At 59.5% G+C, this 23,478-nt stretch carries 17 protein-coding genes and 2 pseudogenes; 6 read left to right on the forward strand and 13 right to left on the reverse strand.

The features are described from left to right. Nucleotides 1-17 precede the first annotated feature (17 nt). The 4 genes from HCN58_RS30775 (at nt 18) to HCN58_RS30790 (ending at nt 3,698) form a co-directional block, all read left to right on the forward strand. On the forward strand, nt 18-650 hold the full coding sequence (locus HCN58_RS30775; RefSeq protein ID WP_171583097.1) for an ImmA/IrrE family metallo-endopeptidase: 633 nt from the start codon (nt 18-20) through the stop codon (nt 648-650). An 87-nt stretch (nt 651-737) separates the two neighbouring features. Next, nucleotides 738-1,589 (forward strand): E2/UBC family protein, encoded by an 852-nt coding sequence (locus HCN58_RS30780; RefSeq protein WP_171583098.1) that lies wholly within the window; start codon nt 738-740, stop codon nt 1,587-1,589. 23 nt (nt 1,590-1,612) lie between these two features. Next, complete coding sequence (locus tag HCN58_RS30785; protein WP_171583099.1) at nt 1,613-3,094, forward strand: ThiF family adenylyltransferase; 1,482 nt, start codon at nt 1,613-1,615, stop codon at nt 3,092-3,094. Between the two features lie 367 nt (nt 3,095-3,461). Beyond that, on the forward strand, nt 3,462-3,698 hold the full coding sequence (locus tag HCN58_RS30790; RefSeq protein WP_171583026.1) for a hypothetical protein: 237 nt from the start codon (nt 3,462-3,464) through the stop codon (nt 3,696-3,698). Nucleotides 3,699-3,829: 131 nt separating this feature from the next. On the opposite strand, the gene HCN58_RS30795 is transcribed toward HCN58_RS30790, so the two are convergent. Then, entirely contained in the window at nt 3,830-4,090 is a 261-nt protein-coding gene (locus HCN58_RS30795) for a hypothetical protein (RefSeq protein WP_171583100.1), read from the reverse strand. A gap of 408 nt (nt 4,091-4,498) precedes the next feature. Between HCN58_RS30795 and HCN58_RS30800 the strand changes: the two genes are divergently transcribed. Further along, nucleotides 4,499-5,854 (forward strand): MFS transporter, encoded by a 1,356-nt coding sequence (locus tag HCN58_RS30800; protein ID WP_311966910.1) that lies wholly within the window; start codon nt 4,499-4,501, stop codon nt 5,852-5,854. 1,037 nt (nt 5,855-6,891) lie between these two features. On the opposite strand, the gene HCN58_RS30805 is transcribed toward HCN58_RS30800, so the two are convergent. From HCN58_RS30805 to HCN58_RS36295, 10 genes and pseudogenes are all read right to left on the reverse strand, one after another. After that, nucleotides 6,892-8,319 carry a M16 family metallopeptidase gene (locus HCN58_RS30805; RefSeq protein ID WP_311966911.1) on the reverse strand — a complete coding sequence of 476 codons (1,428 nt, stop codon included), beginning with the start codon at nt 8,317-8,319 and terminating at the stop codon, nt 6,892-6,894. Further along, nucleotides 8,316-9,794, reverse strand: coding sequence for a M16 family metallopeptidase (locus HCN58_RS30810; RefSeq protein ID WP_235984035.1), 1,479 nt, complete (start codon nt 9,792-9,794; stop codon nt 8,316-8,318). Before HCN58_RS30810 ends, HCN58_RS30805 begins: the two co-directional genes overlap by 4 nt. Before the next feature lie 297 nt (nt 9,795-10,091). Then, nucleotides 10,092-10,238, reverse strand: a pseudogene (locus HCN58_RS30815) (NUDIX domain-containing protein); the annotation flags it as partial. A gap of 331 nt (nt 10,239-10,569) precedes the next feature. Beyond that, nucleotides 10,570-11,868, reverse strand: coding sequence for an FAD-dependent oxidoreductase (locus HCN58_RS30820; protein ID WP_171583102.1), 1,299 nt, complete (start codon nt 11,866-11,868; stop codon nt 10,570-10,572). A 15-nt stretch (nt 11,869-11,883) separates the two neighbouring features. Next, nucleotides 11,884-12,351, reverse strand: coding sequence for a hypothetical protein (locus HCN58_RS30825; RefSeq protein ID WP_376701238.1), 468 nt, complete (start codon nt 12,349-12,351; stop codon nt 11,884-11,886). Between the two features lie 17 nt (nt 12,352-12,368). Further along, nucleotides 12,369-13,211, reverse strand: coding sequence for an electron transfer flavoprotein subunit beta/FixA family protein (locus HCN58_RS30830; RefSeq protein ID WP_028350621.1), 843 nt, complete (start codon nt 13,209-13,211; stop codon nt 12,369-12,371). A gap of 753 nt (nt 13,212-13,964) precedes the next feature. Beyond that, nucleotides 13,965-15,719 carry a nif-specific transcriptional activator NifA gene (nifA, locus tag HCN58_RS30835; protein ID WP_235984036.1) on the reverse strand — a complete coding sequence of 585 codons (1,755 nt, stop codon included), beginning with the start codon at nt 15,717-15,719 and terminating at the stop codon, nt 13,965-13,967. A 288-nt stretch (nt 15,720-16,007) separates the two neighbouring features. Beyond that, nucleotides 16,008-16,787, reverse strand: a complete 780-nt coding sequence (locus HCN58_RS30840) for an SDR family NAD(P)-dependent oxidoreductase (protein WP_311966917.1) — start codon at nt 16,785-16,787, stop codon at nt 16,008-16,010. A 727-nt stretch (nt 16,788-17,514) separates the two neighbouring features. Beyond that, complete coding sequence (locus tag HCN58_RS30845) at nt 17,515-19,224, reverse strand: NEL-type E3 ubiquitin ligase domain-containing protein (RefSeq protein WP_171583105.1); 1,710 nt, start codon at nt 19,222-19,224, stop codon at nt 17,515-17,517. Between the two features lie 423 nt (nt 19,225-19,647). Then, nucleotides 19,648-19,906: pseudogene (locus HCN58_RS36295) on the reverse strand (IS66 family transposase); the annotation flags it as partial. 759 nt (nt 19,907-20,665) lie between these two features. Here HCN58_RS36295 and noeE point away from each other — a divergent pair. Then, complete coding sequence (noeE, locus tag HCN58_RS30850; RefSeq protein WP_283814660.1) at nt 20,666-21,562, forward strand: nodulation protein NoeE; 897 nt, start codon at nt 20,666-20,668, stop codon at nt 21,560-21,562. A gap of 457 nt (nt 21,563-22,019) precedes the next feature. Here noeE and HCN58_RS30855 read toward each other — a convergent pair whose 3' ends face one another. Together HCN58_RS30855 and HCN58_RS30860 are read right to left on the reverse strand one after the other, a co-directional pair. After that, entirely contained in the window at nt 22,020-22,280 is a 261-nt protein-coding gene (locus HCN58_RS30855; RefSeq protein WP_171583106.1) for a hypothetical protein, read from the reverse strand. Nucleotides 22,281-22,330: 50 nt separating this feature from the next. Then, nucleotides 22,331-23,317 (reverse strand): nodulation protein NodZ, encoded by a 987-nt coding sequence (locus HCN58_RS30860; RefSeq protein WP_283814661.1) that lies wholly within the window; start codon nt 23,315-23,317, stop codon nt 22,331-22,333. Between the last annotated feature and the right edge of the window lie 161 nt (nt 23,318-23,478).

Here is a 23,478-nt window from a genome sequence, read left to right on the forward strand (position 1 = left end):
CTGCTGAACTCGATTCCATGTTTGAGAAGATCGTAGCGGATCATTTGCGGAGCAGGCACGGAAAGGTTGAGTTCCCCATTTCGACCGACGATATCACAATCTTGATCGAGCGCGACGTCGCGGACCTCGACCAGTACGCAGACCTGACCAAGTACGGCTCTGGCGTGGAAGGCGTTACGGAATTTGTCCGCACCGGGAAGCCCAAGGTTTCGATTTCCAATGATGTTCACAGGTTCGAGAACCGGCTGCGCACTACCCTCACCCACGAATACGGGCATGTGATCCTGCACGCTTACCTGTTCGCGCTGGAACAGCGCCAGCTACCAATGAATGGCAATCGGAAACCCAATGCGATTTATTGCAAGCGGGACACCATGATTTTCGCTAGCAAGACTGACTGGATGGAGTGGCAGGCCGGATATGTATCTGGCGCGGCCCTTATGCCACGGACTTACCTCAAGAAAATCGTGGGTGACATACAGCGGCAGCGAAATATCTATGGATCCTCGTCGCCTACCAGCGAAAACGGCGTGGCACTGATCAACGCCGTTGTGAACGGCTTTGCTGTTTCACGGGAGGCAGCCACGGTGCGCCTGAAGATTCTTGGGATTCTCGGCCAAGAATTGGCCTCGGGAAATCTTTTCTCCTAAATCAAGAACTTACCCCTGTGTTGACTCCGTGACCTAAAATACGCTAATCAGCATATCCGCTGACTGATTGATGAAGGAGGCGACAAAATGAACGAACCGAACCAGGAAGGTCATCTGGAGCCCATTCAAGCGGGGCCCAAGGGTCACGAGGCTTGTGGGCACGATGAGGCAGAGGCCCTGCACGACATCGAAGTGGCCAAGGCCGATATCGGCAAGGCCGAAGACGAGATCCAGCACGGGATGAAGGATCTAGACGCGGCTGAGCACAACCTCGAGGCCGCCGAAGAGGAGCTTGAGAAGGCTCACCACCATCCGAAAATTATCCACTTTTCGGTGGATGGCGAGAATTACGAGACGGAACGGCGCAAGTGGACTCCGAACGAAATTATCAAGGAGTTCTCTGGCCTGGATATCTCAACGCACTACCTCATCGAGACCGATCGCCACCACCAAGCCAACTTCCAGGGCAAGGGGGACGTCCCGTTCCGATTGCACGATCAAGCGAGTTTCCAGGTGATCTCGGTCGGTCCGGCCCCGGTGTCCGATGGCAACGCCAGAAGCGGCGTGGCGTGCTTTGTGGCGGGGCTTGCGTCCCTCGGTTACAAGGCAACCGTTGCTCCCGGCAAGCCGGAGCATGTTTACTTCGACTACGAGGTGCCTACCGGCAAGTTCGCCGGACGGTTGGTCCGACTTGGCGTAGTTGTCCCGCAGGATTTTCCGTTGACGGCACCTGGTGGCATCCACGTCTCGCCGAAGTTCTACCCGAACCAAGGTGGAGGTACCCATCCCACTGGCGGCATTCACGATAGTTCTGAATTTCAGAGCGCTGTCGGGGGTGAATGGCAATATTGGTCGCGCCCCTATACGGGCTGGAGCACCGCGAAGAAGGCGGTGGCGACCTACATGAGCCATATCTGGAAATTGTGGGACACACAATGACAAGAGCCGTGAGAAGCGCGGCCATGCCTGAAACGGTCGATGCGTTGGCGCTTCGTCACCTTTTGCGCGCTGACCGACAGGAAGATCTCTGCTTCGCTCTTTGGCATCCCAGCACCGGCCAGACCCGGATGACCGCGGTGGTTGAACGGTTAATCTTGCCGAGAGAGGGCGAGCGGAACGTGCACGGCAACGCCAGCTTCGAATCCCACTATTTCACCCGCGTCCTTTCAGAGGCTGCTCAGGCTGGCGCAGGTGTAGCTCTCATGCACAGCCATCCGGGCGGCTTGGCATGGCAGGGTATGAGTCCTGATGACATCAATACCGAGCAAGGTCATGCAGCCGCCGTCTATGGCGCCACAAAGCTACCGTTCGTAGGCTTCACGATCGCGAGCGACGGCGCCTGGAGCGCTAGGTTCTGGGAGCGCACGGCACCGCGCCAGCACGCGAGGCGTGACTGCGCCACGGTTCGCGTGGTCGGGGAAAGGCTTCGATCAACATTCATGGAATCTCTTGCGCCGGTCCCACGCGGGACAGAAGCACAGATTCGAACGATATCGGCGTGGGGGAAGGAGAAGCAAGCCGACCTCGCGAGGCTTCGGGTGGGCGTCGTCGGAGCAGGCAGTGTCGGCGCCTTCATCGCCGAGGGCCTGGCCCGTACTGGGGTTGAAGATATTACGGTCATCGATTTCGACAGGATCGAGACCAAGAATCTCGACCGGCTATTGTACGCGAAGCGCGGCAATGTCGGGGAGTTGAAGGCAAAAGCGCTGGCCGAGCACTTAAGCGAATGCGCAACGGCTGCAAGATTCGACGCCCTACCAGTGGTGGCTGCCGTTTATGAGGAAGCCGGATTCCGCGCTGCGCTGGATTGCGACGTTCTGTTTTCCTGCGTCGACCGCCCTTGGGGGCGGCATGTTCTCAACCTGATCGCCTATGCTCACCTGATTCCTGTCATTGACGGCGGAATTTCCGTTCGCACGAACCGCCATGAAGAATTAGCTGCGGCTGACTGGCGTGCGCATACGGTCACTGCGGGGCACCAATGTATGCAATGCATCGGGCAATATGATCCCGGACTTGTTCAGCTGGAGCGGGAGGGCTACATGGATGACCCAACCTATATTCATGGATTGCCGAAGGGTCACCCACTGAAAGCCCGCGAAAACGTCTTCGCGTTCTCCATGGCGTGTGCAAGCCTTCAGACCCTTCAGATGTTGGCGATGGTTCTCGATCCGCTTGGCCGGTCTAATCCCGGACAGCAGCTCTATCATTTCGTAGGTAGCTTCATGGAGCCAATCCAACACGGGAAATGTAACCCGGAATGCTCGTTCGACGATATCGTCGCGCTTGGAGACCACAACGGATTTAAGGTGACGGGCCCTGCTCCGTCGACCAGAGATCCCATCACCGAGACATTGCCTGAGGTGAAGTTGGGCGTGTTTCAGCGGTTCACACGCGGCCTCAAGCGCCTGCTGCTGATCATTCCTGATCGAACGTGCCATTAGGTCCAGGTTCTAGGCTGCGCCAAGAAAGACTGTTCCAGCCCTGCTGGTCCCCTAGCCACGTCCGTCAATAAGCGTCTTCCTCCCTCATGTACCTAAAACCGCGTTTAATCGGCTCCTACTTCGTCTCAGGCCTATTCCGTTTGTGCAGCTATCCCCAATGCACGGCCAGTAACGACGGGAAGTTAGGACCGAGGCGCCCCGGCGCAAGGCATCCAACCGTATCCCGAAGGGGCCCTCAGTCGGAGCCTCCTTGCGCCACTCCTCATGACCTCTGGTCCTTTTGAACTCCGGTCCGGCCGCTGGCGCAGCTGCAGTAACAAACGGGAGATAGTCCGATGACTACAACCAGAGACCTTACGCGGTCTACGTGATCGAAGGTGAAGGTGACAAGGCCTACTGGACCAAGATCGGTGCAGCCTGGCGTCACGACGACGGCAAGGGCTTCAACATCAGCCTGAGGTGCCTGCCACTGAACGGCCAACTGATCGTTCGCGAGCTCGGAGCGCATGTGTCCGTCGACTGTCGGACCATTTCGAAGCTGCGCAGTAAGTCATCAGGGCCATTCGGCGGGAGGGACATGCGGCGAGGCGCCTTCTGCCGCTGAAGTCCAACAGGTTACCACCGATGCGGCCGAGCAGCTCGGGATGGTTGCGATCCTCATCAATGCGCGACGATTTACCGACAATCCATTCCTTGAATGGAGAAGCGCAGTGGGATGCGGTATTGGCGATAACCTCAAGGCACGATCCTGCTCGTGTAGCGCTTGCGCAGGCAATGATACCGCTCGGCTTGGGCGGGGTGCTCGATATCGGCGCGAGGGATCGGTCCGATCGCATTCGACTCTACGATCCAACACCATATCCTTTCTGGTTGGAACGTAGTGAACCATGAATTTCGCCCGGCCTGCACGCGCGTCGATGTCGTCAGCTCGTCGCCGGAGGCGAGCGCGGAGATCGCGGTGATATGCGAGCGCTCCAGGCTGCCGATCGGGATCACGAGCTTGTCTTTGGACTTACAAGAATCTCGGCGCGGCCTATCTGCACGACGTCCTTTCGCAGGCTCGCGTCGCATCCCGCTGTATGGATGCGGATGTTGCAATTCGACTCACGGTCGTTCTCGTTCCTACCCGTGCAGCCCTGAAGATGGCGCTGCCGGCGGATGGATGTTGTCGCCGAAAGATCGGTCAAGGTCCGATTGCTCCGCGATTGGCTCCTCGCTGAACATGCAAAACAGACCCTGAAAACCTGTGCAACAGTCCGCCAGTCGCCGAAAATATGCCAAAAAGATGAGGCGCTTTCCGGCTGGTCGGTAGTGTCCATGATGGCAGATTCCCGGCCTGAATTGCAGTTGGGCTGGCGTGAGGTTTTCCGCAACCGGCCATTTCAGACGGGGAGGAAACTCACAGTGTCACAAACATTCATCCCGCATGCACCAACGGTCAAATCGCGCATCGGCGCGATTTTGAGTGCGACGAGCGGCAATTTCCTCGAGCAGTTCGATTTTTTTCTGTTCGGCTTTTACGCCAGCGCCATTGGGAAGGCGTTCTTCCCGTCTGAGAGCGAAACCGCTTCGCTGCTCAACACGTTCGGCGTGTTCTGGCTGGGCGCCTTGATGCGTCCGGTCGGCGCGATCGTGCTCGGAGCCTATATTGACAAAATAGGCCGTCGGCAAGGCCTGATCGTCACGCTCTCAATCATGGCAATCGGCACCGTAATCATCGCCTTCTGTCCCAGTTACGAGACAATTGGCATTGCCGCACCCGTTATCGTGCTGCTCGGACGGCTGCTGCAGGGCTTTTCCGCCGGCGTCGAAGTCGGCGGCGTTTCGGTCTATCTGTCGGAGATCGCAACCCCGGGCAAGCGCGGCTTTTACACCTCGTTCCAGTCCTCCAGCCAGCAGGTCGCGATCTTTGTCGCGGCGATCGTGGGCTATGTGCTGAACGAATCGATGCCGGTCGAAACAGTAGCCGCCTGGGGCTGGCGCATCCCGTTCTTTCTCGGCTGCCTGATCATTCCGCTTATCTTTTTCCTCCGCCGCACGCTGGAGGAAACGCCGGAATTTCTAGCGATGAAGAAGCATCCCACGGCCCGCGAGGTCTTTGCCTCGGCACTCGCCAACTGGCGAATCGTCATCCTCGGCATGATGATGGCGATCCTGACCACAACGACCTTCTATTTCGTCACCGTTTACACGCCCACATTCGGCAAGAACGTGTTGAAGCTGTCCTCCCAGGACGCGCTTTTGGTGACGCTTTTGGTCGCCGTGACGAACTTTATATGGAATCCGATTGGCGGCGCCGTCTCTGACCGAATCGGCCGCAAGCCGGTTCTGCTAGCAATTGCCGGCCTTGCGTTAGTGACCGCCTATCCGGCATTGCACTGGCTGGTAAGCTCCCCTACTTTCGGCAAGATGCTCGTGGTGGCTATGATGTTCTCGTTCTACTTCGGCATCTATAGCGGCACTATGCTGGGCGCTCTTGTCGAGATCGTGCCGAAGCATGTGCGCACAACCTGCTTCTCCCTGGCCTTCGCACTCGCGGCCGCCTTGTTCGGCACCTTTACGCCACTGGCCTCGACTTGGCTGATCGACCGGACCGATGATAAGGCTTCACCCGGCTTTTGGCTGATGTTCGCAGCCGTGCTCGGCATCATCGCGGCACTCACCGTCTATCCCGGGACCGCCAAGCCGTCGAGAGTTGCGAAGCCGTCGCGGCCTGAGCGGCCCAACAGCGTTTTAGGCGTGCAAGCCGCACCGCACTAGCCGGCGGTCCGAACCGCTGAGCGGGCGAAGCGTCGAGCTTCTGTGACATCGCGTGCTCCTTGTCTTCGGTGCCCCTGCCAGCATTCGTTGCTGGCAGGGCGGGAGTACGGCCGGACTACTTCATTAACGAAAGGTGCCGCTCGACGACGAGATTAAAATAGCTGTATTCGATCTAGTTCTTACACATGATCAGTTGTGATTTCCGGCACCACCAGAATGATCACAGCGTAGTCATCGCCGTTGTGATGGGCGCTCCCGCTATGGTCGCTTGATCCAGAGCCGAAATGAGAAACACTTCATGCTCTATGACATCGAAGTGTACCCTAACTGCGCCGTGTTCAGGTGAGAGGGCTTAAGATCATGGAGCTTCTTTTTCAGCTCGGCCAACTCTCTCAACCTCGCCTGCTTATTGAAGAGCCACATGGCCATGCCAATAATGCCGAGCACAGTGGTTGCGATGGCAGCTGAACTGGCAAACATATTCGTAGCGGGCGCTCCTCTTCGCTTCCCGTTCAGGCGACGATGACAAAATGCCCGATCATACCACTCCAGCAGTTTAGCAGAGCGGCCAAACAGCTCCCGAATAAGGACATTGACCGGTTTCTGCGAAAAGTTGGGCTAAACATCTTTTTAGCTTCACTAGCCGCAACGGCGCGACGGGGGGAGCGGGATTGGAGTGCGCGGCCAGATGGATCGAACCAACGAAGATCCCTCTTAGGGCGCCATGGCAGCTGCCCAATCGTCACCGAAACTTGAATAGCTCGCCATAGCGGCCGTGTCGCTAGCTCCATTCGATGTCGCGGGCGCGGTTCGCCGGTGACCCGGGAGGGCCGCATTCGATGCGACCGTCAGCGGCAGTCTCGACCTTGGTGTTCGACCCGTGGCGGCGTGGCAACAGCATTCAGCAGGAGCGACCGCAGTGACGGACTTTCGTGAGGCCGCCCCTTGATGTAGGCCCAGGTCGGGCGTCGGCAAATAACGGCTGTAGGACAGCTTGTCCTTAGCGCGTACCGAAAGTCACCTCACGAACACAAAGCTTAATTGGGTGTTGCCGGCGTTGCGGCTGATGGCGCGGCGCCTGGCTGTACCGCCGGTGGCGGCGGCGTTGCGGCCGATGGCGCGGTGGCCGGCTGGGCGACGACCTCTGGAGAGCGGCCGACGATGACGGTGAGCAGGCCCTGGCCCCACAGCCGCTGCGCGACCTTCTTGGCGTCCTCCAGCGTCACCGCATCGACGAGGGCGTTGCGCTTTTCAATATAGTCGATCGGCAGCTTGTCGAGCTGGTATTGCAGCAGCGCCCGCGCCAGGTTTGACGACGTATCGAGCGCCAGCATCTGCGAGCCCTTCAGGTACGCCTTGGCATCATCGAGCTCCTGCTGGGTCGGACCTTCTTCGGACATGCGGCGGACTTGCTTCTCGACCTCCTCCACGGTCTCGCCGGCGCGATCGGCGCGAGTACCGGTATTGCCGACAAACACGGCGGAATGATCCATCCAGAGCAGCGTCTCATGGACGGAATAGGCAAGCCCGCGCTTCTGGCGGACTTCGCGGAACAGCCGCGATGACAGACCGCCGCCGAGGATGTGGTTGACGACATAGGCGGCCATGAAATCCGGCTCGCTGCGGCGGACGCCGGGACCGCCGAAGGTCACGACCGTCTGCGGCACGTCCAGCGGAACGACAATGAGCTGCGGCGGCTTTGCCGCGACCACATCGGCTACCTGTGTCAACTCCGCCTTGGCCGGCAGGCTGCCAAAGGTCTTGTCGAGCAATTTGCCGAGGACCTCCGGATCGACATCGCCGACGACGGCGATCTTGAGCGTGTCCTTCGCGATCACTCGGCGGACATAGTCCTTGAGATCGGCTATGTCGATTTTCGGCACGCTGTCCAGCGTACCATGAGATTGCCGCCCGTAAGGATGGCCGTCGAAGGCGACCTCGAGGAACTTGCGATTGGCGAGCGAGCTCGGGTCCGTGGACTCGCGCTGCAATCTCGAGAGCACGTGCGCGCGGATCCGCTCGACGTCCGGCCCGTCGAAATGCGGCGAGGTCAGCGCCATCCGCAGCAGGTCGAAGGCATCGTCCTTGTTGTCCTTGAGTATGCGCAAGGAGCCGCCGAACTGGTCGCGGGTCGAATGAAAGCTGAGCTCGATGGCGCGGCGGTCAAGCCGCTCGTGAAAGGTCTTGGAATCGAGGTCGCCAGAGCCCTCGTCGAGCAGGCCGGCGACCAGGTGACCGACGCCGGGCTTGTCGGCGGGGTCCTGGGTGGCGCCGCCGCCGAAGGCATACTCCATCGCGATCAGCGGGACCGTGGCGTCCTGCACGAACCAAGCTTCGATGCCGCCGGGCGAGACTAGGCGCTGGATCTTGATTGTGGCCTGCGACGGCCGCGAAGCGAGCATCGTCGTCAGCGCGAGCGCACTGCCGCCGATCAGAACCGAACGCCGTTTCAGAAAATAGGTCACGAGCGCTTCTCCTCGCTTTTGGGCGCAACATCCTTGATCAAGTAACCGGTCACCGAACGTTTCTTGTCGAGCCATTTCTGCGCGGCCCCGCGCACCTGCTCGGCGGTGACGGCGCGGATGCGATCCGGCCAGCTCCGGACGTCGTCGATGCTGAGCCCTGTGGTGAGCGCGCCGCCATACCGGACCGCAAGCATTACCTGATTGTCCTGGGAGTAGATCGCCCTTGCGATCAGCTGGGTCTTGACGCGTTCAAGGTCCTCGGCGCGCGCGGGGTTTTGCGCGAGATCGGCGATCACCTTGCCGATGGCGTCCTCGAGCTGGGAGAACTCGACGCCGGGCTTCGGCGTGGCCCAAATCATGAATTGCGAAGAATCGAGCGAGGTGCCCTGGTAGCTCGCGCCGGTGCTGATGGCTAGCTGCTTGTCGATCGCCAGCGAACGATAGAGATAGGAGTTGGCACCGCCGCCCATCAATTGCGCGAGCACGTCCAGCGCAGGACTCTTGCCGGCGGCCGCAGTTGAAGCCGACGGCACGAGATAATAGCGGTGCAGAGTCGGCTGCTCGACGCGCGGATCGGACAATGTCACCGTGCGCGGGGCCGCCGCCGTCGGCTCCTGTGGCCGCAGGCGTTTTGCAGGGATCGAAGGCTGTGCGGGAATGTCGCCAAAATTCTTCTCCACCATCGGGCGGATTTCATTGGGATCGACGTCGCCGGCGATGATCAGGATCGCGTTATTCGGAGCGTAGAAGCGCTTATAGAAGGCGAGCGCGTCCTCGCGGTCGAGCTTCTCGAGCTCCTGGCGCCAGCCGATAATGGGGCGGCCGTAGGGGTGGTTGAGGTAAAGCGCCGCCATCATCTGCTCGGTGAGCCGCGCATCGGGATTGTTGGCGACGCGCATGTTGAATTCTTCGAGCACAACATCGCGCTCGGACAGCACGTTCTCATCTTGGAGAACGAGACCGGTCATCCGGTCGGCCTCGAATTCCATTATCTTACAGAGTTGCTCGCGCGGCACGCGCTGGAAATAGCTAGTGTAGTCGGTCGAGGTGAAGGCGTTCTCGTCGCCGCCAACGCGCAGCAAGGTCTGGGAGAAGGCACCCGCCGGATGATTGGCCGTGCCCTCGAACATTAGGTGTTCGAGGAAATGCGCAAGCCCCGACTTGCCCGGCGTTTCGTCGGCGGAACCGACCTTATACCAGATCATCTGCGTCACGACGGGCGTGCGGTGATCGGGGATCACTACCACCTGCAGGCCGTTCGCAAGCGTGAAGCTTGCAGGTCGCTCCGAAGCGACTGAGATCTGGGCAAGGACGCTCCTGCTTTCAGGAACGTCTCGGAGGCTGGGATTGCTGCTATTATCCTTTTTGTATTCGACTTTGTGTTCGACCGCCAGCGCGGTGGGCGTCATCAAGGCCATTGCAATAGTTGCCGTGCCTCCTAGCACCTTGGTTGTCACCGAACTCCAATTCTTCATGGCATCGCCTTTGGTCGCATCGAGATCCACATTCTGCAGCGCACGATTCTGACAAAGCGAGAGCCGCACGCCGTTGGCAAACAAGGGAGCAAAAGCCGGGCCAATCGCCTGATGCTTCCGCGCACGGGCAGCTGGATGCAAAACGAAGCGCCGCGCGTTCTTTCTCTCCGAAAGCCAAAGCCGCACTTGTTCAATATCCGCCAACATGTTGCGAACACGATGTTGCACACGAAAACCCACGACAACTCGCCGCCTCGCGCTGGCCTAAATCCTGTGACGCGACATACCGCATAGAGCCTTGATCTCGCGCCAGAGGCACTGCTCCGCTGTTTCGCGGCCGCGTCGGCGCCCGCCGGGAAACAACCAACGCTTGTTGCGGCGCCGCCGTACCAGGAGTACCCGGCCGCGCTTCGACGCCTGCCACCAGCACGTCCAAGCGATCATCGTTTCGGGTCGATCAATATGCGGAGAAAGCGTTTGCAACCGAGACTATTTCCTAAATAGGCCTCCCGGTTTCAGGGACCGGAGTGACCAAATCCCGAGGACGGCGTCGTCTGGGTCTATGGCGCCGGCGAACACGGCGCCCATGGACTTCACCGACTTCGGAATCGAAAACCTGATCGAGCTCGTCCGGATGCACAAAGAAGATCCGACTTGGCTAGCGCTGGTCGCCCGACTTATCCAATCAGCCTGCGGCCTACGCCGGATAGCGTACCACCGAATGCTCGAAGTTCATGTTTCTGGCGTCCATGTTTTCGCTTGAGCTAGTACTAATTCAGCGCCAGGCGCGCGGCAAACGGAACCCATCGCCGAAGAGTCCGGTCCATGACCACTCATCGCAAAAGGGTTTTGAGTCCGACTTCTCCTCCCCCGCCTTTGGCCTGCCACCGGTGCGCGCGAAGTTCAGGATCGCCTTCGAGACGAGCTGCCGATGGGTGAGGAGAAAGTTGTCCGGCTGGGTGTGCATCAGCGCCGGCATATCCTTTTTTTTTAGATCTTCATACGACTCATTCAGCATCTTCTTGTACAGTGAAACACTATTTGACGTGCTGCGATCGCCACGCGACTTCAGACGGAAGATCGCTTCCGCGGCAATTCGTCCAGAGATCATCGCAACGTTCAGAGGCCCACGATGGCCGGTATTATTGAGTTCGGCGGCATCCCCGACCACCACCCAGCCCTTGCCGCAGAGCTGGGGTATGGTGTTGTAGCCTCGTTTCGCGATGAGGTGCGCGGAATATTCCTTGAGCTCTGAGCCGTTGATTAGCGGCACCACCGACGGATGACGCTTGAAGCGATTGAGTAGCCCGTAAGGCGTTTCGCCCGTTCGCTGGAGATCGGAGACGAGGCAGCCGACGCCGAGTGAGATGCACTCCCTATTCGCATAGATGAAACCGATGCCGGTCATACCGCGCGAGATGGAGCCGGCGGCCTCGATCACGACCCCTTCGTCGCGCTTGAGATTGAAACGGGCTTCGATGGTCTCGCGCGGCAAAAGGAGCATTTCCTTGACCTGCAGCGCAACCTGGTCGGGCGCCGACCGCTCGCGCCAGCCCGCACGCGTCCCGAGCAAGCCATTGACGCCCTCGGCGAGCACCACTACATCGGCGTGGATTATGCGATCCTGGCGGTCGGTACGCACACCAATGACGCGGCCGCGGCGGTTCTGCGCCAGCTCTGTAACGGTGGTTTGGTACAAGACGGTGGCGCCGGCCTCCCTCACCTTGCCCGAGAACCATTTGTCGAATAGGGCGCGGATAACGATATGCCGGTTCGGTCGCTTGTCGTTGCGGTCGTTGAAGCGGTAGCGCAGCCCGATATGGGAGCGGCTATCCATTAACCAAAAGCGCTGCTCGACAAGGCGGCGCTCGAGCGGCGCGTCCTCGCGGAAATCGGGGGTCAGCTGTTCCAGGATGTCCGTATCGAGGATGGCAGCCTGCACGTTCTTTGATCCGGAATATTCGCCGCGCTCGAGCTGCAGTACCTTCATGCCACGCTTGGCCATGGTCAGCGCCGCCGCGTTGCCGGCCATTCCGGCGCCAACCACGATGGCATCGAACCTCTCTTCGATCAAGAGCCTCTCCTTTGTTTAGTGGCGGATGTCCTCAAAACGTACGCTCACCTGCGACGCGGTCGCGTGAATGCGGTGACCGCCCGAGGCGACATCACGGCCCAAGATCTTGGCTTGCACAGCAGGAATTCCGGCTTGTGGGTGTTGACAAGATCGGTCAACGCCATGCTGTAGGACTGGTTGCGGTAATCTGCGAGCATGTTCGGCGACGAGATGGACAAGGTCTCGGCGTAGGACGAATTCGACCGCGGCGCTGCTTGTCGCCTCGCCCTCCGGACCGATCACGATCGCCGCGAGATCAAGCTTCCGCTTCTCGGCGAGCTTGCGGCCCGCGCCCATCAGCTTCCAGGAAATTGGATGCACCTGCCCGGGCTCCTGTTCGATGAAGACCCAGACATGCTTGTCAGCGTTGAAACGCGCAGGCAGCGCCTTCTTGGCGGCGCGCCGTTCCGCGGGCAACGCGGGAGCTCCCATCACATCGCTCATTCGCCAAGCCATTCAGATCAGGCATCGCGGGCTAGCGCCGCAAGGTCGGTTTCAAGCTTGGGCTGGTGCTTGAAGATGGCATCGATCAATGCTTGCGCCGGCTGCTCGCCGGCCTCTACCAGCACCGCCTTCTCAGCGCGCGCGGATGGCGCGAAGACACGCTTGACGACGGTCGGCGAGCCCTTAAGACCGCATTTGGAGATGTCCTCGACGCCGGCCTCCTGCGCACTCCATTTCACGATCGGCGCCCGGGCGGCGCGCAATGCGTCGGCCATGGCGCCGCGGCGAATCTGGTTGGTTGCTTCCAGCATGGTAATGAGACACGGCAGCCTGGTGCGGAGCACCTGGACGCCACCTTCGGAGCGCCGTTCCGTTTCAATTGTGCGTGCGGTGAGATCCAGGGCTCTGATCTTTGCGACATAGGTAAGCTGCAGAACACCGAGCCGCTTCGCGACGCCAGGACCAACCTGCGCGGTGTCGCCGTCGATGGTCTGCTTACCGGTGAAGATGAGGTCCGGCGGGCCATATTCCTTGCCGATTTTGCGGATGGCGGTCGCCAGCGCGTAAGTCGTTGCCAGCGTATCGGCGCCCGCAAAGCAGCGGTCGGTGAGCAGTACGGCGCGATCGGCGCCAAAGGTCAGCGCTTTGCGTAACGAGTCCTCGGCTGATGGCGGCCCCATTGTAAGGACGGTGATCTCGCCGCCGAACTTATCGCGCAGCTCCAACGCGGCCTCGAGCGCGAAGAGGTCGTATGGATTAATGATGGTCGGCACGCCCTGACGCATGATCGTGTTGGTCACGGGGTGCACGCGGATCTGCGCGGAGTCGGGAACCTGCTTGATGCAGACGACGTTGTGCATGTGCTTCTCCAGACGTTGCGACGGCTGACCAAGAGAACAGCAAGTGTCGTACCATTGCGCGACTTTCAAAATCAGGCCGCAATACAATGGCTTTTGTGATGCTTGATGTCACTGTAGCCTGACGTTCGCCGACGGAATTGTGACATTCGTCGTGACTACGACAGCCAGGTTCGCGCGGCGTGATCTGCCGTTAATTGGATCAAGGAGAGCTGCCCAAAGACGAGATGCGCTTTGCTTGAGTTGATCCATACGCGATCCCGAGTCTCCGCAGCGGCCGCTGCGCTCACGAGAGAGCGTAAGCCCTGAGCCGACTTGCACGGGACTATGCTTCGCATCAGCGCCGCAATAAGCTTGCGGCGCCTGCGACCGCGAGGCACACGGCGGTCGTTTTCGAACGCTGGCCCCGCACCGCGCAGCGGTCGCTGCATATGACGCCGAGCGAATTGAACGTGGTCGAATAGCACCCGATGGTCTCGCTGACGCTATCCGGCCGTGAGCTGATGGTCGATGGTGACATCGACAACGGATTCGCGATGACAGCGTGGCGTTCGCACGAGCGTAGCGGGCATGGGACCGCCGGTAGTCGGGCGGCTGCTCTCGATCATGACAGAGACAGCGCTGACGCGGGGGTCGCATCCGATCGTGATCGGGTCGAAGTCCGCGCCAAACCATCAAGCCTCTATTTGTTCCTCCAGCTATTCGCCTTAAGCGCAGATAGTCACGGCCCCGACACACCAAAGTCCAACACTGCCGTCAGAAGCGCTTGATCTCGACGCCATATTTTCTCAGGGCGTAGCCAATTTGGCGCGGCGTAAGTCCAAGCAGGCGCGCCGCCTTCGCCTGCACCCAGCCGGATTTTTCCATTGCCGCGATGACACGCTCGCGATCTGTCATCTTCGCACCACCTACGAGGGCTGCGCCGACTGGCGCTAACGGAGCGAGCTCGCTGCCGACAGGCGGGGCCGATGTAGCAGCCTCGGCCGGCGACGTGGCCGGCTTGGCGGGCACTGATACGATTGGCCCCGGCTGCAGCGCCATCTCGTCCGATCCGCTCTTCCATAGCATCGCGGAAAGGCACTGGCCGTGGCAGCAGGCAAAGTCGTCTCTCACGATCGATGGTCCCGGTGCCATAGTCGCGGTCCGTTGCACGCAATTCTCAAGCTCGCGGACATTTCCGGGAAAACCGCAGTTCATCAGTACTTCAATCGCACTCGCATCGAAGGTAAGCGTACGGCCGTTCTCGCTGTTGAAACTCCTGAGAAACTCGGTGGCGAGGAGCGGAATATCACCGCGCCTTTCGCGCAACGGCGGCAGCAACAAGGGAACCACGCTGATGCGATAATAGAGGTCGGCGCGGAACTCGTTCCTCGCCACCGCCTCTTCCAGGTTCTTATTCGTGGCGGCAATCACGCGAACGTCGACCTTAATGGTCTGGTTGCCGCCGACGCGCTCGAATTCCTGCTCCTGCAGCACGCGCAACAGCTTTGCCTGGAATGAGGCCGAGATCTCGCCGATCTCGTCCAAAAATAGTGTTCCCTTGTCGGCGAGCTCAAAGCGGCCCTTGCGCGCAGTGAACGCGCTGGTAAAGGCACCCTTCTCATGACCGAACAATTCGGATTCCAGTACCGTCTCAGGCAGCGCCGCGCAATTGAGTTTTATGAAGGGCCGCTTGGCGCGCGCCGACCGCTCGTGAATGGCCTTAGCGACCAGCTCCTTTCCGGTACCGGACTCGCCGCGCAACAGCACCGTACTGTTTGATTTGGCTACGACCGCGATCTTCTCGAGCAACCTGCGCAGCGCCGGGCTGTCGCCAATAATCCCCTCGACATGAACCTTCTTGCGCTCCCGCGCAGGCTGTTTGAGCTCGGTCAATTCCTTTTGCAGCCGGTCCTTCTCCGCCATCAGTCGCTCGCGGTCACACGCGAACAGGCGATGCAGCTTCACTGTCTGCCCCGCTAGGTTGGCAACCATTGTGAGCAGCCGGACGTCGTAATCGAGCCGGGCGCTCGACGCATTGTCCAGGATCCGGTCGATCGTCAGCGTGCCCACGACATTCGCGTCGACGCGAATGGGAACGCCGATGAACGATACTCGCGTGTCGTCGGAGGCCCCGAGCACCTCCTTGTCCGCAGCACTAAAGGCCGGATGCACTGCTACGTTTTCGGCGACGAGCGGCTTGTCCGACGCCACGATCTCGTCGATTACCTTCTGCGGCAGGCGCATCCGGAAGCGCTCGTCGCTGCCTTCGCTCCAGCCGGCGCCCACGGTAATGTCCGGCACGTCATCATCGTGGAACAGCGAGACGATGCCGTGCCGCATCTGCACAAACGATTGCAGAAGATCGACGACGTTGGCCAGCGTGACTTCCAGCCGGCAGGGTGCGGTGAGTACTTTCGATATTTCGAAGATCCCGATAATCGCGCTCTCGTACAACGGCACGTTAGGGAGCGCATCGTCCGTCTCGGAGTTTGAGTTAGGCCTTTCGCGTACGGAAGGGATATCCAGCATGACGACGTCTCCGTTGTTATGACCATCCTCCCTGTCATCCTGTTCGGATTTGCGAATATTGTGTTGCATGCCATCCTCGATCTCGCCCCATTTTAGGATGACGCAAGAGATAACTTCTTATTATGGCACGATGGTAAAACTGCATCGCGACACGACGGTAAACTTACAGTGTGCTTTGACTTGCTTATTCTCTGCTCTTCCGAACTCGTCGCGCACATTCCGCGGGAACACGAATTTTATTGATGTAGATCAAATCAGCTGCGACTTGTTTCTTGCAGGTATAGTCGATCACAGGTGTTGGCCGCCATTGATCGGCACCTCGGTGCCCGTGACATAGCTTGCCGCATCCGAGCATAGGAAGAAGATGACCTTCGCGACTTCTTCGGGTGTGCCCACTCGGCGCAGCGGAATATTTGGTACAAGACGCGCTTCCGTGTTCGGCGACAAAATGTCGGTCTTGATCTCGCCGGGCGCGATCGCATTCACGCGAATGCCATATGGTGCATAGTCGTGCGCCATTTCGCGCGTGAGACACGCGAGCGCAGCTTTCGATGTCGCGTAGGCGGAGCCGGCAAACGGGTGCACCCGCGAGCCAGCGATTGAGGTCACGTTGACAATCGATCCTGACGCTGCTTTCAGCTCGTCAAACAGGCCTTGCGCTAGCAGGATCGGTGCCACCAGATTGAGGTGGAACACCCTCATCCAGGTTTCGACTGACGTCGTCAACGACGTCAGTCGCGCGCCATTCGGCGTCTTCGGTGACATGCCGGCATTGTTGATCAATGCGTGCAATGGCGCGCCCGCGAGGCGCTCCTTGACCTCGGCGATGGCGCGCGGCAGCATCCGATGGTTGCTGAGGTCGACCTGGACATGGTTGTCGGCCCCTGACTTCCACGGGCAGCGCCCGCCATCGAACGGTTGGCGCGCGCAAGAAATGATGCGCCAGCCCGCTTCCGAAAACAGCTTTCCGGTGGCGTGACCAATGCCGCGCGACGCGCCGGTTAGCACCAGCGTCTTCTGTTCTCCCTGCTGGATGCGCACTCTATCGGTGTGAAACGGACAGCCCACGTCGGTCGCCGACGGTGGACTAGCGACCGCTTCGTCGTTTCTCAGATCGAGACTCAAACCCGCCTCCCAATTCTCTTGCCCTCGCCCGTGAACGCGGTGCAGGATTTGGGCCAGTGTGATGCAAAGGAACGCTCACGCGTTTTGCGGCCCAATGTCGCGCTCGCAACAGCTTGGCGGGTTCCCCACATCGGGCGCGTTTGCTTTCGGACAATAGCAAACGCAGGTGCACAAGCCGATTTTCGAGTCTCGCGTAACGTGCGCGGCACGACCAGTTTGGCTCCGTCTTGCTCCATTGCCCTAATGCGCGCTGGTTTATCGCAAGTATTGTCAATGCGGTCGGGCCAGGTCCGTCAGCTAAATTGCTGCGCAGATCAGAACCGCCGGCGAATTCGTTTAGTTCGCTCTCACACCGTTCGATGCGCTGGAATGAGGTATTGCTGTTGAGCAATCCGCTCCTCCTCTACCGGCCACGTCATTCCAATTCATCATTTCGTGATCGAACTGGGTCTGACGATAGGCGGCAGCAAGCTCTCCCTTGCAGGCGTTTCTCGACGGCCTTCCGCCATCGCAGTCCTTCTGGAGCGTGGCGATGGCTCACGGTCGGCTAGCTCGGCTTGCTGCTGCGGCGGCGGAGCTGCCAGGCAGGCATAATCTCTCATCTCGGTCGCGCAATCGACCGCGGCGACGGCCGAAACAGCAATTGACAGTCCTCGCATCAACGGCTGCTTCACAGCTCGAGGCCGTGCTTTGCGAGCACCTGGCGCGTTAGCGCACCCTTGATCTCGCTGGCGACTTCGTTGCGGGTCTGGGCTCCGAGCTCCCGCTCGGCATCGGGGTCGCCTGTCAGGCCATGCTCGGCAAGACGCTGGTTCAAGCGAGTTTGAAACTCCTCGCCCATCGCATCGATGAGCCGCTCCTGCATCGCTGCATGATCTTCGGGGGCGATGCGTCTCAACACGCTATCCCAAGGTTGCCAGCCCCTTGCCAGATAGTCCGCGAATCCCGTCGCCTCTTGGTCCCGCACCGTCGTCGTGGCCCTGGCAACGGCGTCTTCTGTCACGTGAGAGATGTTCAAGAAGCGCATGTCTGGGGTGACGTGCCGCAGCTCCAGGGGGTCGCACAGCTGGCTCTGGTAGGCAAGATAGACCTCAATCTCGTCGATGTCGGCGTCCGGGTCGGCACGGCGGAGCGAGTTGACCGTCTCGCGCGCGATCCCGTCAAGCGCCCTCAAACGGAACATCACACGGCCGCGCTGAAGCAGTTCGTCGAGCCGCCTGTCATAGGCTCCGTCCTCGACATCAGCGTTCAGGCGTGCGGTCTGCATGCCGTTCCAGGCCAAAGTGATGCGATCCTCGCACCTCTCGCTCACTCCCAACGCCGCGGCGAAGTACTGCTCGCGCAATCGCGGCCTGACCGCCGCCTGCCGCAGATCCTCGGCCACCGCCTGCCGGAACGCGTCATTGCCATAGTTCACTGTGCCACGGAGCCTATCGAGGACGCGTGCGTAGTCCTGAGCACCTGGCTCTTCGGCGAAGCGCTGCCAGGCGGCCACTGTCTCAGTGTCGCCCTCGAGCCAGTGCGCGACAACCTCGTGCAGGGCCTGCGGCTCGACTTGCACCGCTCCCTCGGCCACAGACAAAAAGATCTGCGGGCCGGCATAGTCCCCGGCATGCATGGCTGTCGCCAGGTTGGTCAGTACCCCCTCGGGGAGCGGATTATTCTCCAGATCAACGCTGGACTCACGGCCCAGCTGCGTCAGCAGGGTCTCTGGCACGCTGGTCAGCTGGTTGTTGCTGGCGCCGAGCCATAGGAGCTCGGCGGGAATCGTCTCGGGCAGGCTAGTCAGCTGGTTGTGGCTAGCGCTGAGCCATTCGAGCTCAGCCGGGAGGGGCTCGGGCAGATTGGTCAGCTGATTGTAGTCGACGTTCAGGCGCTGGAGCCCGGCTGGAAGGGCGGGCAGACTGGTCAGCCCGTTGCCGATGGCGTAGAGCCGCCGAAGCCCGGCCGGAAGGTCGGGCAAGCTGGTCAGCCGATTGTTGTTGGCGTACAGCCGCTGGAGATCGGCTGGAAGATCGGGCAGGCTGGTCAGCTGATTGTTGTCGACGTTCAGGCGCCGGAGCTCGGGCGGTAGGGGAGCGGACAAGGCGGTCAGGGACAGGGACGACAGATCCAGCGGCTCATCGACATCGCCCGCCTCCCGCCAAGCCCTCGTTCGACTTAGCGCCTCTTCTCGATTCTCGTCTTCGCCCTGCCCCTCTTCGGCAGCCCGGCCCGTCAGGACCTGGTCCTGCGACGAGGCGGGGTCGGCGGCGGACGCCTCCGCCTCGGTCAAGGCGTCGACCCACTGCGCCGCGGCCGGGGACCCTGGTTCGGAGGTTTCTGATTCGGAAGTCTCGGAAGGAGTGCCAGCGCCAAGCTGGGCCCGTTCTGCATTCATCGATGCCGTCTTCTCGGTAGCCAAATGAAGGGAATGCGCCGGAGCCGTGCTTCTCGAAGCCGGTAGCTCTCACCAGGGATGGTGATCACCGACTAACGAGGAAGCAGGCGATCACGGAGCGCGGTTGCAACCACAGAACCGCCGAACACGCTGCGCCATTCGCCCACAGGGCAGTTGCAGCAAGACCAGTACGTCCGGACGGAATCGACGGTTAACGAAAGGGTTCAGGGTTGTTTCGTTAGGGCAATACATTCCCCTCTCCTCTGCAGCAGATCAAGCCGGACATCGCAGTCCAGATAGACAGTATCTCAATGCTATAAGACGTACCTGTCCAAAAACTGACGAGTTTCGGAAGACTTATAATGCGCCGGTGAAAGCCCATCGACTCTCGAAGCTGCAGCGTCAATGGGGTCTACTGAAGAAAAACTGGTGACGGTCTGGCGTTCGGGACGTAAATCCGCGCACACTCGTCGTCTTGGCTACAGCCTGCTCCGCAAACAGCTCGTCTTTAGTGGCGCCAATTTCCAGCTCTTCGAAGGTCAGCGCCAAATGGGTCGATCAGCCGCGATGATCGCTCCAGATGGCCGTAGATGTGGCGCTCGAGCTTGGCGACCCTAAACTTCTGATGGGCGATCAGCGCTTCGTCTTCCGAGGCTTTTGCACGGGCAAACGCGAGCGGCGCCCAATACCTTCACCAGCATTCGCACATGACCTCAAAGCTAGACTTAAGGCCTTAAGGTCAGATCCTCACAAAGACGACCGAACTTCACAAAGCGGCCGCCACCGAAGCGATACCTCGAGCGCGACGAGCAGATTTAGATGATCGAGGCCCTGAACGCATGATCCGGACTTATCCAGCACGTGGATGCATTCCATCAAAACAATCGATTTTAACAGTTGGAAGAAACGGATAGCAAAAAGTCAGTTGGAGAAATTGAATTCAGGCATCCAGAATGGCTATCGATCTTCACCGTGGCTCTGAGAAGATTTCTCAGGTGCAGGGGCGAGCATCAACCGAGGCGCATGCCCATTGCGGCCACCTTCGCCGGCGGCTACGCAAGCTGCACCGCGCCGCCTCAACGCGACAAGCGCCCCCCGCGTCGCAAGCACTTGCCTCCGATAAATCTCCGTATAGCTTTTCCAACCTTTTTTGTATCACCAGCCTATCTACGTACAATTGAACTAACTGTCGACGTCGCCTTTGCTTTGCGAGCAATCAGGAGCTGCCGATTGCAGGTGCCAAATGCTTCTGCGATCCGGTCAAATGGATCGAATTCCATAGCTCCCAGATCATGTGGAAGATGCAGGCGAAGTCCTCCTCATGTCACGATGCTGCGCACGCGGTCACATGTGGAACAGCACGGCTGCCGTTATTTCTTTCAACGGGACAAAGGAGGCTCGGGCGGCCGCTCGCGTCCTCCAAGCATAAGGGGGTGGAATCATGAGCCGAGATGCCAACGATTTGCCTGCGGTCTGCTTTCTCCTCGGTCTTCCCCGGTCGGGGACGACGCTGCTGTCGCATTTGCTCCAGCAGCACCCAGATATTGTGGCGCCGCCTGAGCCCTGGTTAATGCTGGCACTTGAGGCATTTGGCCGGGTGGACCACCGTCACCCAGCGGGGGCATCACTGATTCAGGACGCCACCTCCGAGTTTTTGGGCCGAATCGATCGTACTATCGTCAGTCGCGCTTTTGCTGATGCGGCTTACGGCCAATATTTGGCAGCAGCGGGCAAGCGTACCTTCGTAGACAAGACGCCGCGTTATTGGATGGTCCTCGATTTCTTGGATTCTCTCTATCCAGAAGCGCCACACATCCTTCTATTACGTAATCCCTACGCTGTTGCCGCTTCACTGAAATCGACGTGGGGTATCCCGCTGGTGCCAGAAAGCTGGCCGCCCGCCAGCCTATCTGATCTCTCCGATCTTGTGCTTAGCCTGCCTCCCGACATCACGTCTTCTCTCGCCGATCTCGTTCTGGGCCTACCTGCGCTTGCCGCGCACCGACGTCGGCGGCAGACGCGCGTGGTGCGGTACGAACATTTGGTGGCGTACCCCGATGAGGAAATCCGGCGCGTCATCGCTGGGCTCGGTTACGATCCAACGGGCATTGCATCGGCGACGATGCAGCAGCCGGAATATCTTCGCTCCAGTCGCTTCGGGGATCGAAAAATCTTCGAGAGAAAGGCAGTCGATGACCGCTCAGTCTACACTTGGCAAACTGAACTGAGCATTCAAGAGATGCAAGCAATAACGGATGCAATCGGCGATGAGCTTTTGATAGAGCTCGGCTATGAGCAGGAACTTCGGCACGTTCAGCAAGCCGGGATCGTGGATTGAGGTCGGGCCGTAACCGAACAATATCGTCAGATATTTCAAACCTGGTGGGATTTACGCCGCGCCTAGCGAGGAGCCCGTGCGGCATCTGGCGGAAACCGGTGCGCCAAACAGGCAAGCTGAAGAGAACTCCTCCTCGGCTTTCGACCCCTCCATAGTTCGGAACGGCGACGTCTAGCCGAGCCCAACATGGAGGAGAACTTACGCCTGGCAAATTCGATAGCGGCTCAGTTGGAACAGGCGCTCACGCTGTCGGAGACCGATCGAGCTGCTGGATTGAATGCTATTCGTGATCGCGATGCGGCCATCGAGACGTTGCGGGCGACAATCGTATGGGTTTATCCGCAGGGAAGATCAGCGGGCGGAAGGGATATTCAACTACGAGCGGTTTAGAGCAGCGCGTTGTCCGCGAGCTAATTGAGGCAGCGCTGAAGGAGCTGTCGCGAGACTTCCGGAGGCTTTACGCCGGGAAGCCGTTGGTCGATCCCGCCCGAGCGGCTCTTTGCGGGCTCTGCTGCTGGAAGCGTTCTACACGTGCGATCTGAGCGGCAGTTGATCGAGCAGCTCGACCACTATCTTTTTCCGCTAATTTGTCGGACTGTCGATCGATGATCCCCTGTGGGATGCCACCATGTTCCACACGAACCGTGATCGGCTGCTCGATGGCGATAGTGCGACGACGTTCTTTGTCGCAGTTCTGAACCTTAACGAAAGACGACATCCGACATCAGGGCGCGCCGATATGATCGACGACGGTGCGGGTTGCAAGTTTCATAAAGCCAGGAGATGTTCGGAGGATTCATCAATCAAGATCAACCGACTAGGATCGTTCAAATCGAACTCAATAATGCGTGGCGCGAAGAGGCGGGCATAGCGCGTGAAGGCGCTAGTCGGTGGAAAGCGAATCACGGTATCGCATCGCCCGAGAAGATACATCTCGATGAGAGCGGAGATCCCGCCGTCGGCTCCCAGTGCCGCACTATGTAATGGCCCAGCCTGATCCGCCTGGAAGCGTTTTGGGATCGTGAAAAGATCGGGAAACACACCAGACAACTTGTGAAGCACCTGCGCGCTGTCCGTACACAGTAATACCCTCACAGGTCCTCGATGAGATAGCGCTTTGGCTGTATCAATGGCAGTGCATACTTGCCGCAAGGCGAGCTCCGGATCCGCCCAGTAGGGCGTGTGCCCCATTATATCTTCGCCGTTGCCGTGCCGAACATGAACCCCGATTATGCTGCGCCCTTCAAAGTGCTCTTGATATAGGGCGTCAATCCGAGCTTGAATTTCAGGCCTCGGTTTGATGCTCCGAAATATCTGTCGTTCGGCATCCTGATCGCAACGCCACATCAAACAAGCATCGCACACCACGGTGTTGGCTTCACTATCATATTCGGCTTGGAAAAGCTCACTCAGCTCGTCACGTTCTCGGAAAATCTGTTCATCTGGGCGGTAAACGCAGTCGATCGATGGCTGATTCCACCATGACGGGAAGAAAGGCCCCGGGAATGAGAGCTGGTTGATCTTGTCATCGCAGATAACCCGTACGCCAGCGATGTCTTGAATTGGCTCGAAGAACACCGGAAAGGCGTTCGTGAAGGGTTGATCAAGATAACAGGAACCACGCCAATCAATGGCTAGAGTACGCCCCGTCCGCTGCGCATAGCGCCAGGCTGACGCCAGTGACCACAGGCAATCACCGAAACCAGTACGTCGTCGCGAAACAACGAACCGGTCGTTCATCGAGCCAACAAGCATTTGTGTTCCTCGTTAAGGGAATACCGCCCGAGATAAGGACGCTACGGAAACTCTACGTATGGCCTCGCACGATGCTGTCGTCAGCGATCGTGATGTTAGCCAATTTGGCTGGTAGAACTTCATATGCCACTGCCATGGAGGAGCCGCGCGAAAATGTTGCC

This window comes from Bradyrhizobium australiense (assembly GCF_013114825.1).
GTDB classification, from domain to species: domain Bacteria; phylum Pseudomonadota; class Alphaproteobacteria; order Rhizobiales; family Xanthobacteraceae; genus Bradyrhizobium; species Bradyrhizobium australiense.

Excerpts from the sequence above, each read along its gene's own strand:
- HCN58_RS30775 (WP_171583097.1), top strand. The coding sequence starts at position 18 with ATGTTTGAGAAGATCGTAGCGGATCATTTGCGGAGCAGGCACGGAAAG.
- HCN58_RS30780 (WP_171583098.1), top strand. The coding sequence starts at position 738 with ATGAACGAACCGAACCAGGAAGGTCATCTGGAGCCCATTCAAGCGGGG.
- HCN58_RS30785 (WP_171583099.1), top strand. The coding sequence starts at position 1,613 with ATGCCTGAAACGGTCGATGCGTTGGCGCTTCGTCACCTTTTGCGCGCT.
- HCN58_RS30810 (WP_235984035.1), bottom strand. The coding sequence starts at position 9,794 with ATGAAGAATTGGAGTTCGGTGACAACCAAGGTGCTAGGAGGCACGGCA.
- HCN58_RS30825 (WP_376701238.1), bottom strand. The coding sequence starts at position 12,351 with ATGAGCGATGTGATGGGAGCTCCCGCGTTGCCCGCGGAACGGCGCGCC.
- HCN58_RS30830 (WP_028350621.1), bottom strand. The coding sequence starts at position 13,211 with ATGCACAACGTCGTCTGCATCAAGCAGGTTCCCGACTCCGCGCAGATC.
- nifA (WP_235984036.1), bottom strand. The coding sequence starts at position 15,719 with ATGCTGGATATCCCTTCCGTACGCGAAAGGCCTAACTCAAACTCCGAG.
- HCN58_RS30845 (WP_171583105.1), bottom strand. The coding sequence starts at position 19,224 with ATGAATGCAGAACGGGCCCAGCTTGGCGCTGGCACTCCTTCCGAGACT.
- noeE (WP_283814660.1), top strand. The coding sequence starts at position 20,666 with ATGAGCCGAGATGCCAACGATTTGCCTGCGGTCTGCTTTCTCCTCGGT.
- HCN58_RS30855 (WP_171583106.1), bottom strand. The coding sequence starts at position 22,280 with ATGTCGTCTTTCGTTAAGGTTCAGAACTGCGACAAAGAACGTCGTCGC.
- HCN58_RS30860 (WP_283814661.1), bottom strand. The coding sequence starts at position 23,317 with ATGCTTGTTGGCTCGATGAACGACCGGTTCGTTGTTTCGCGACGACGT.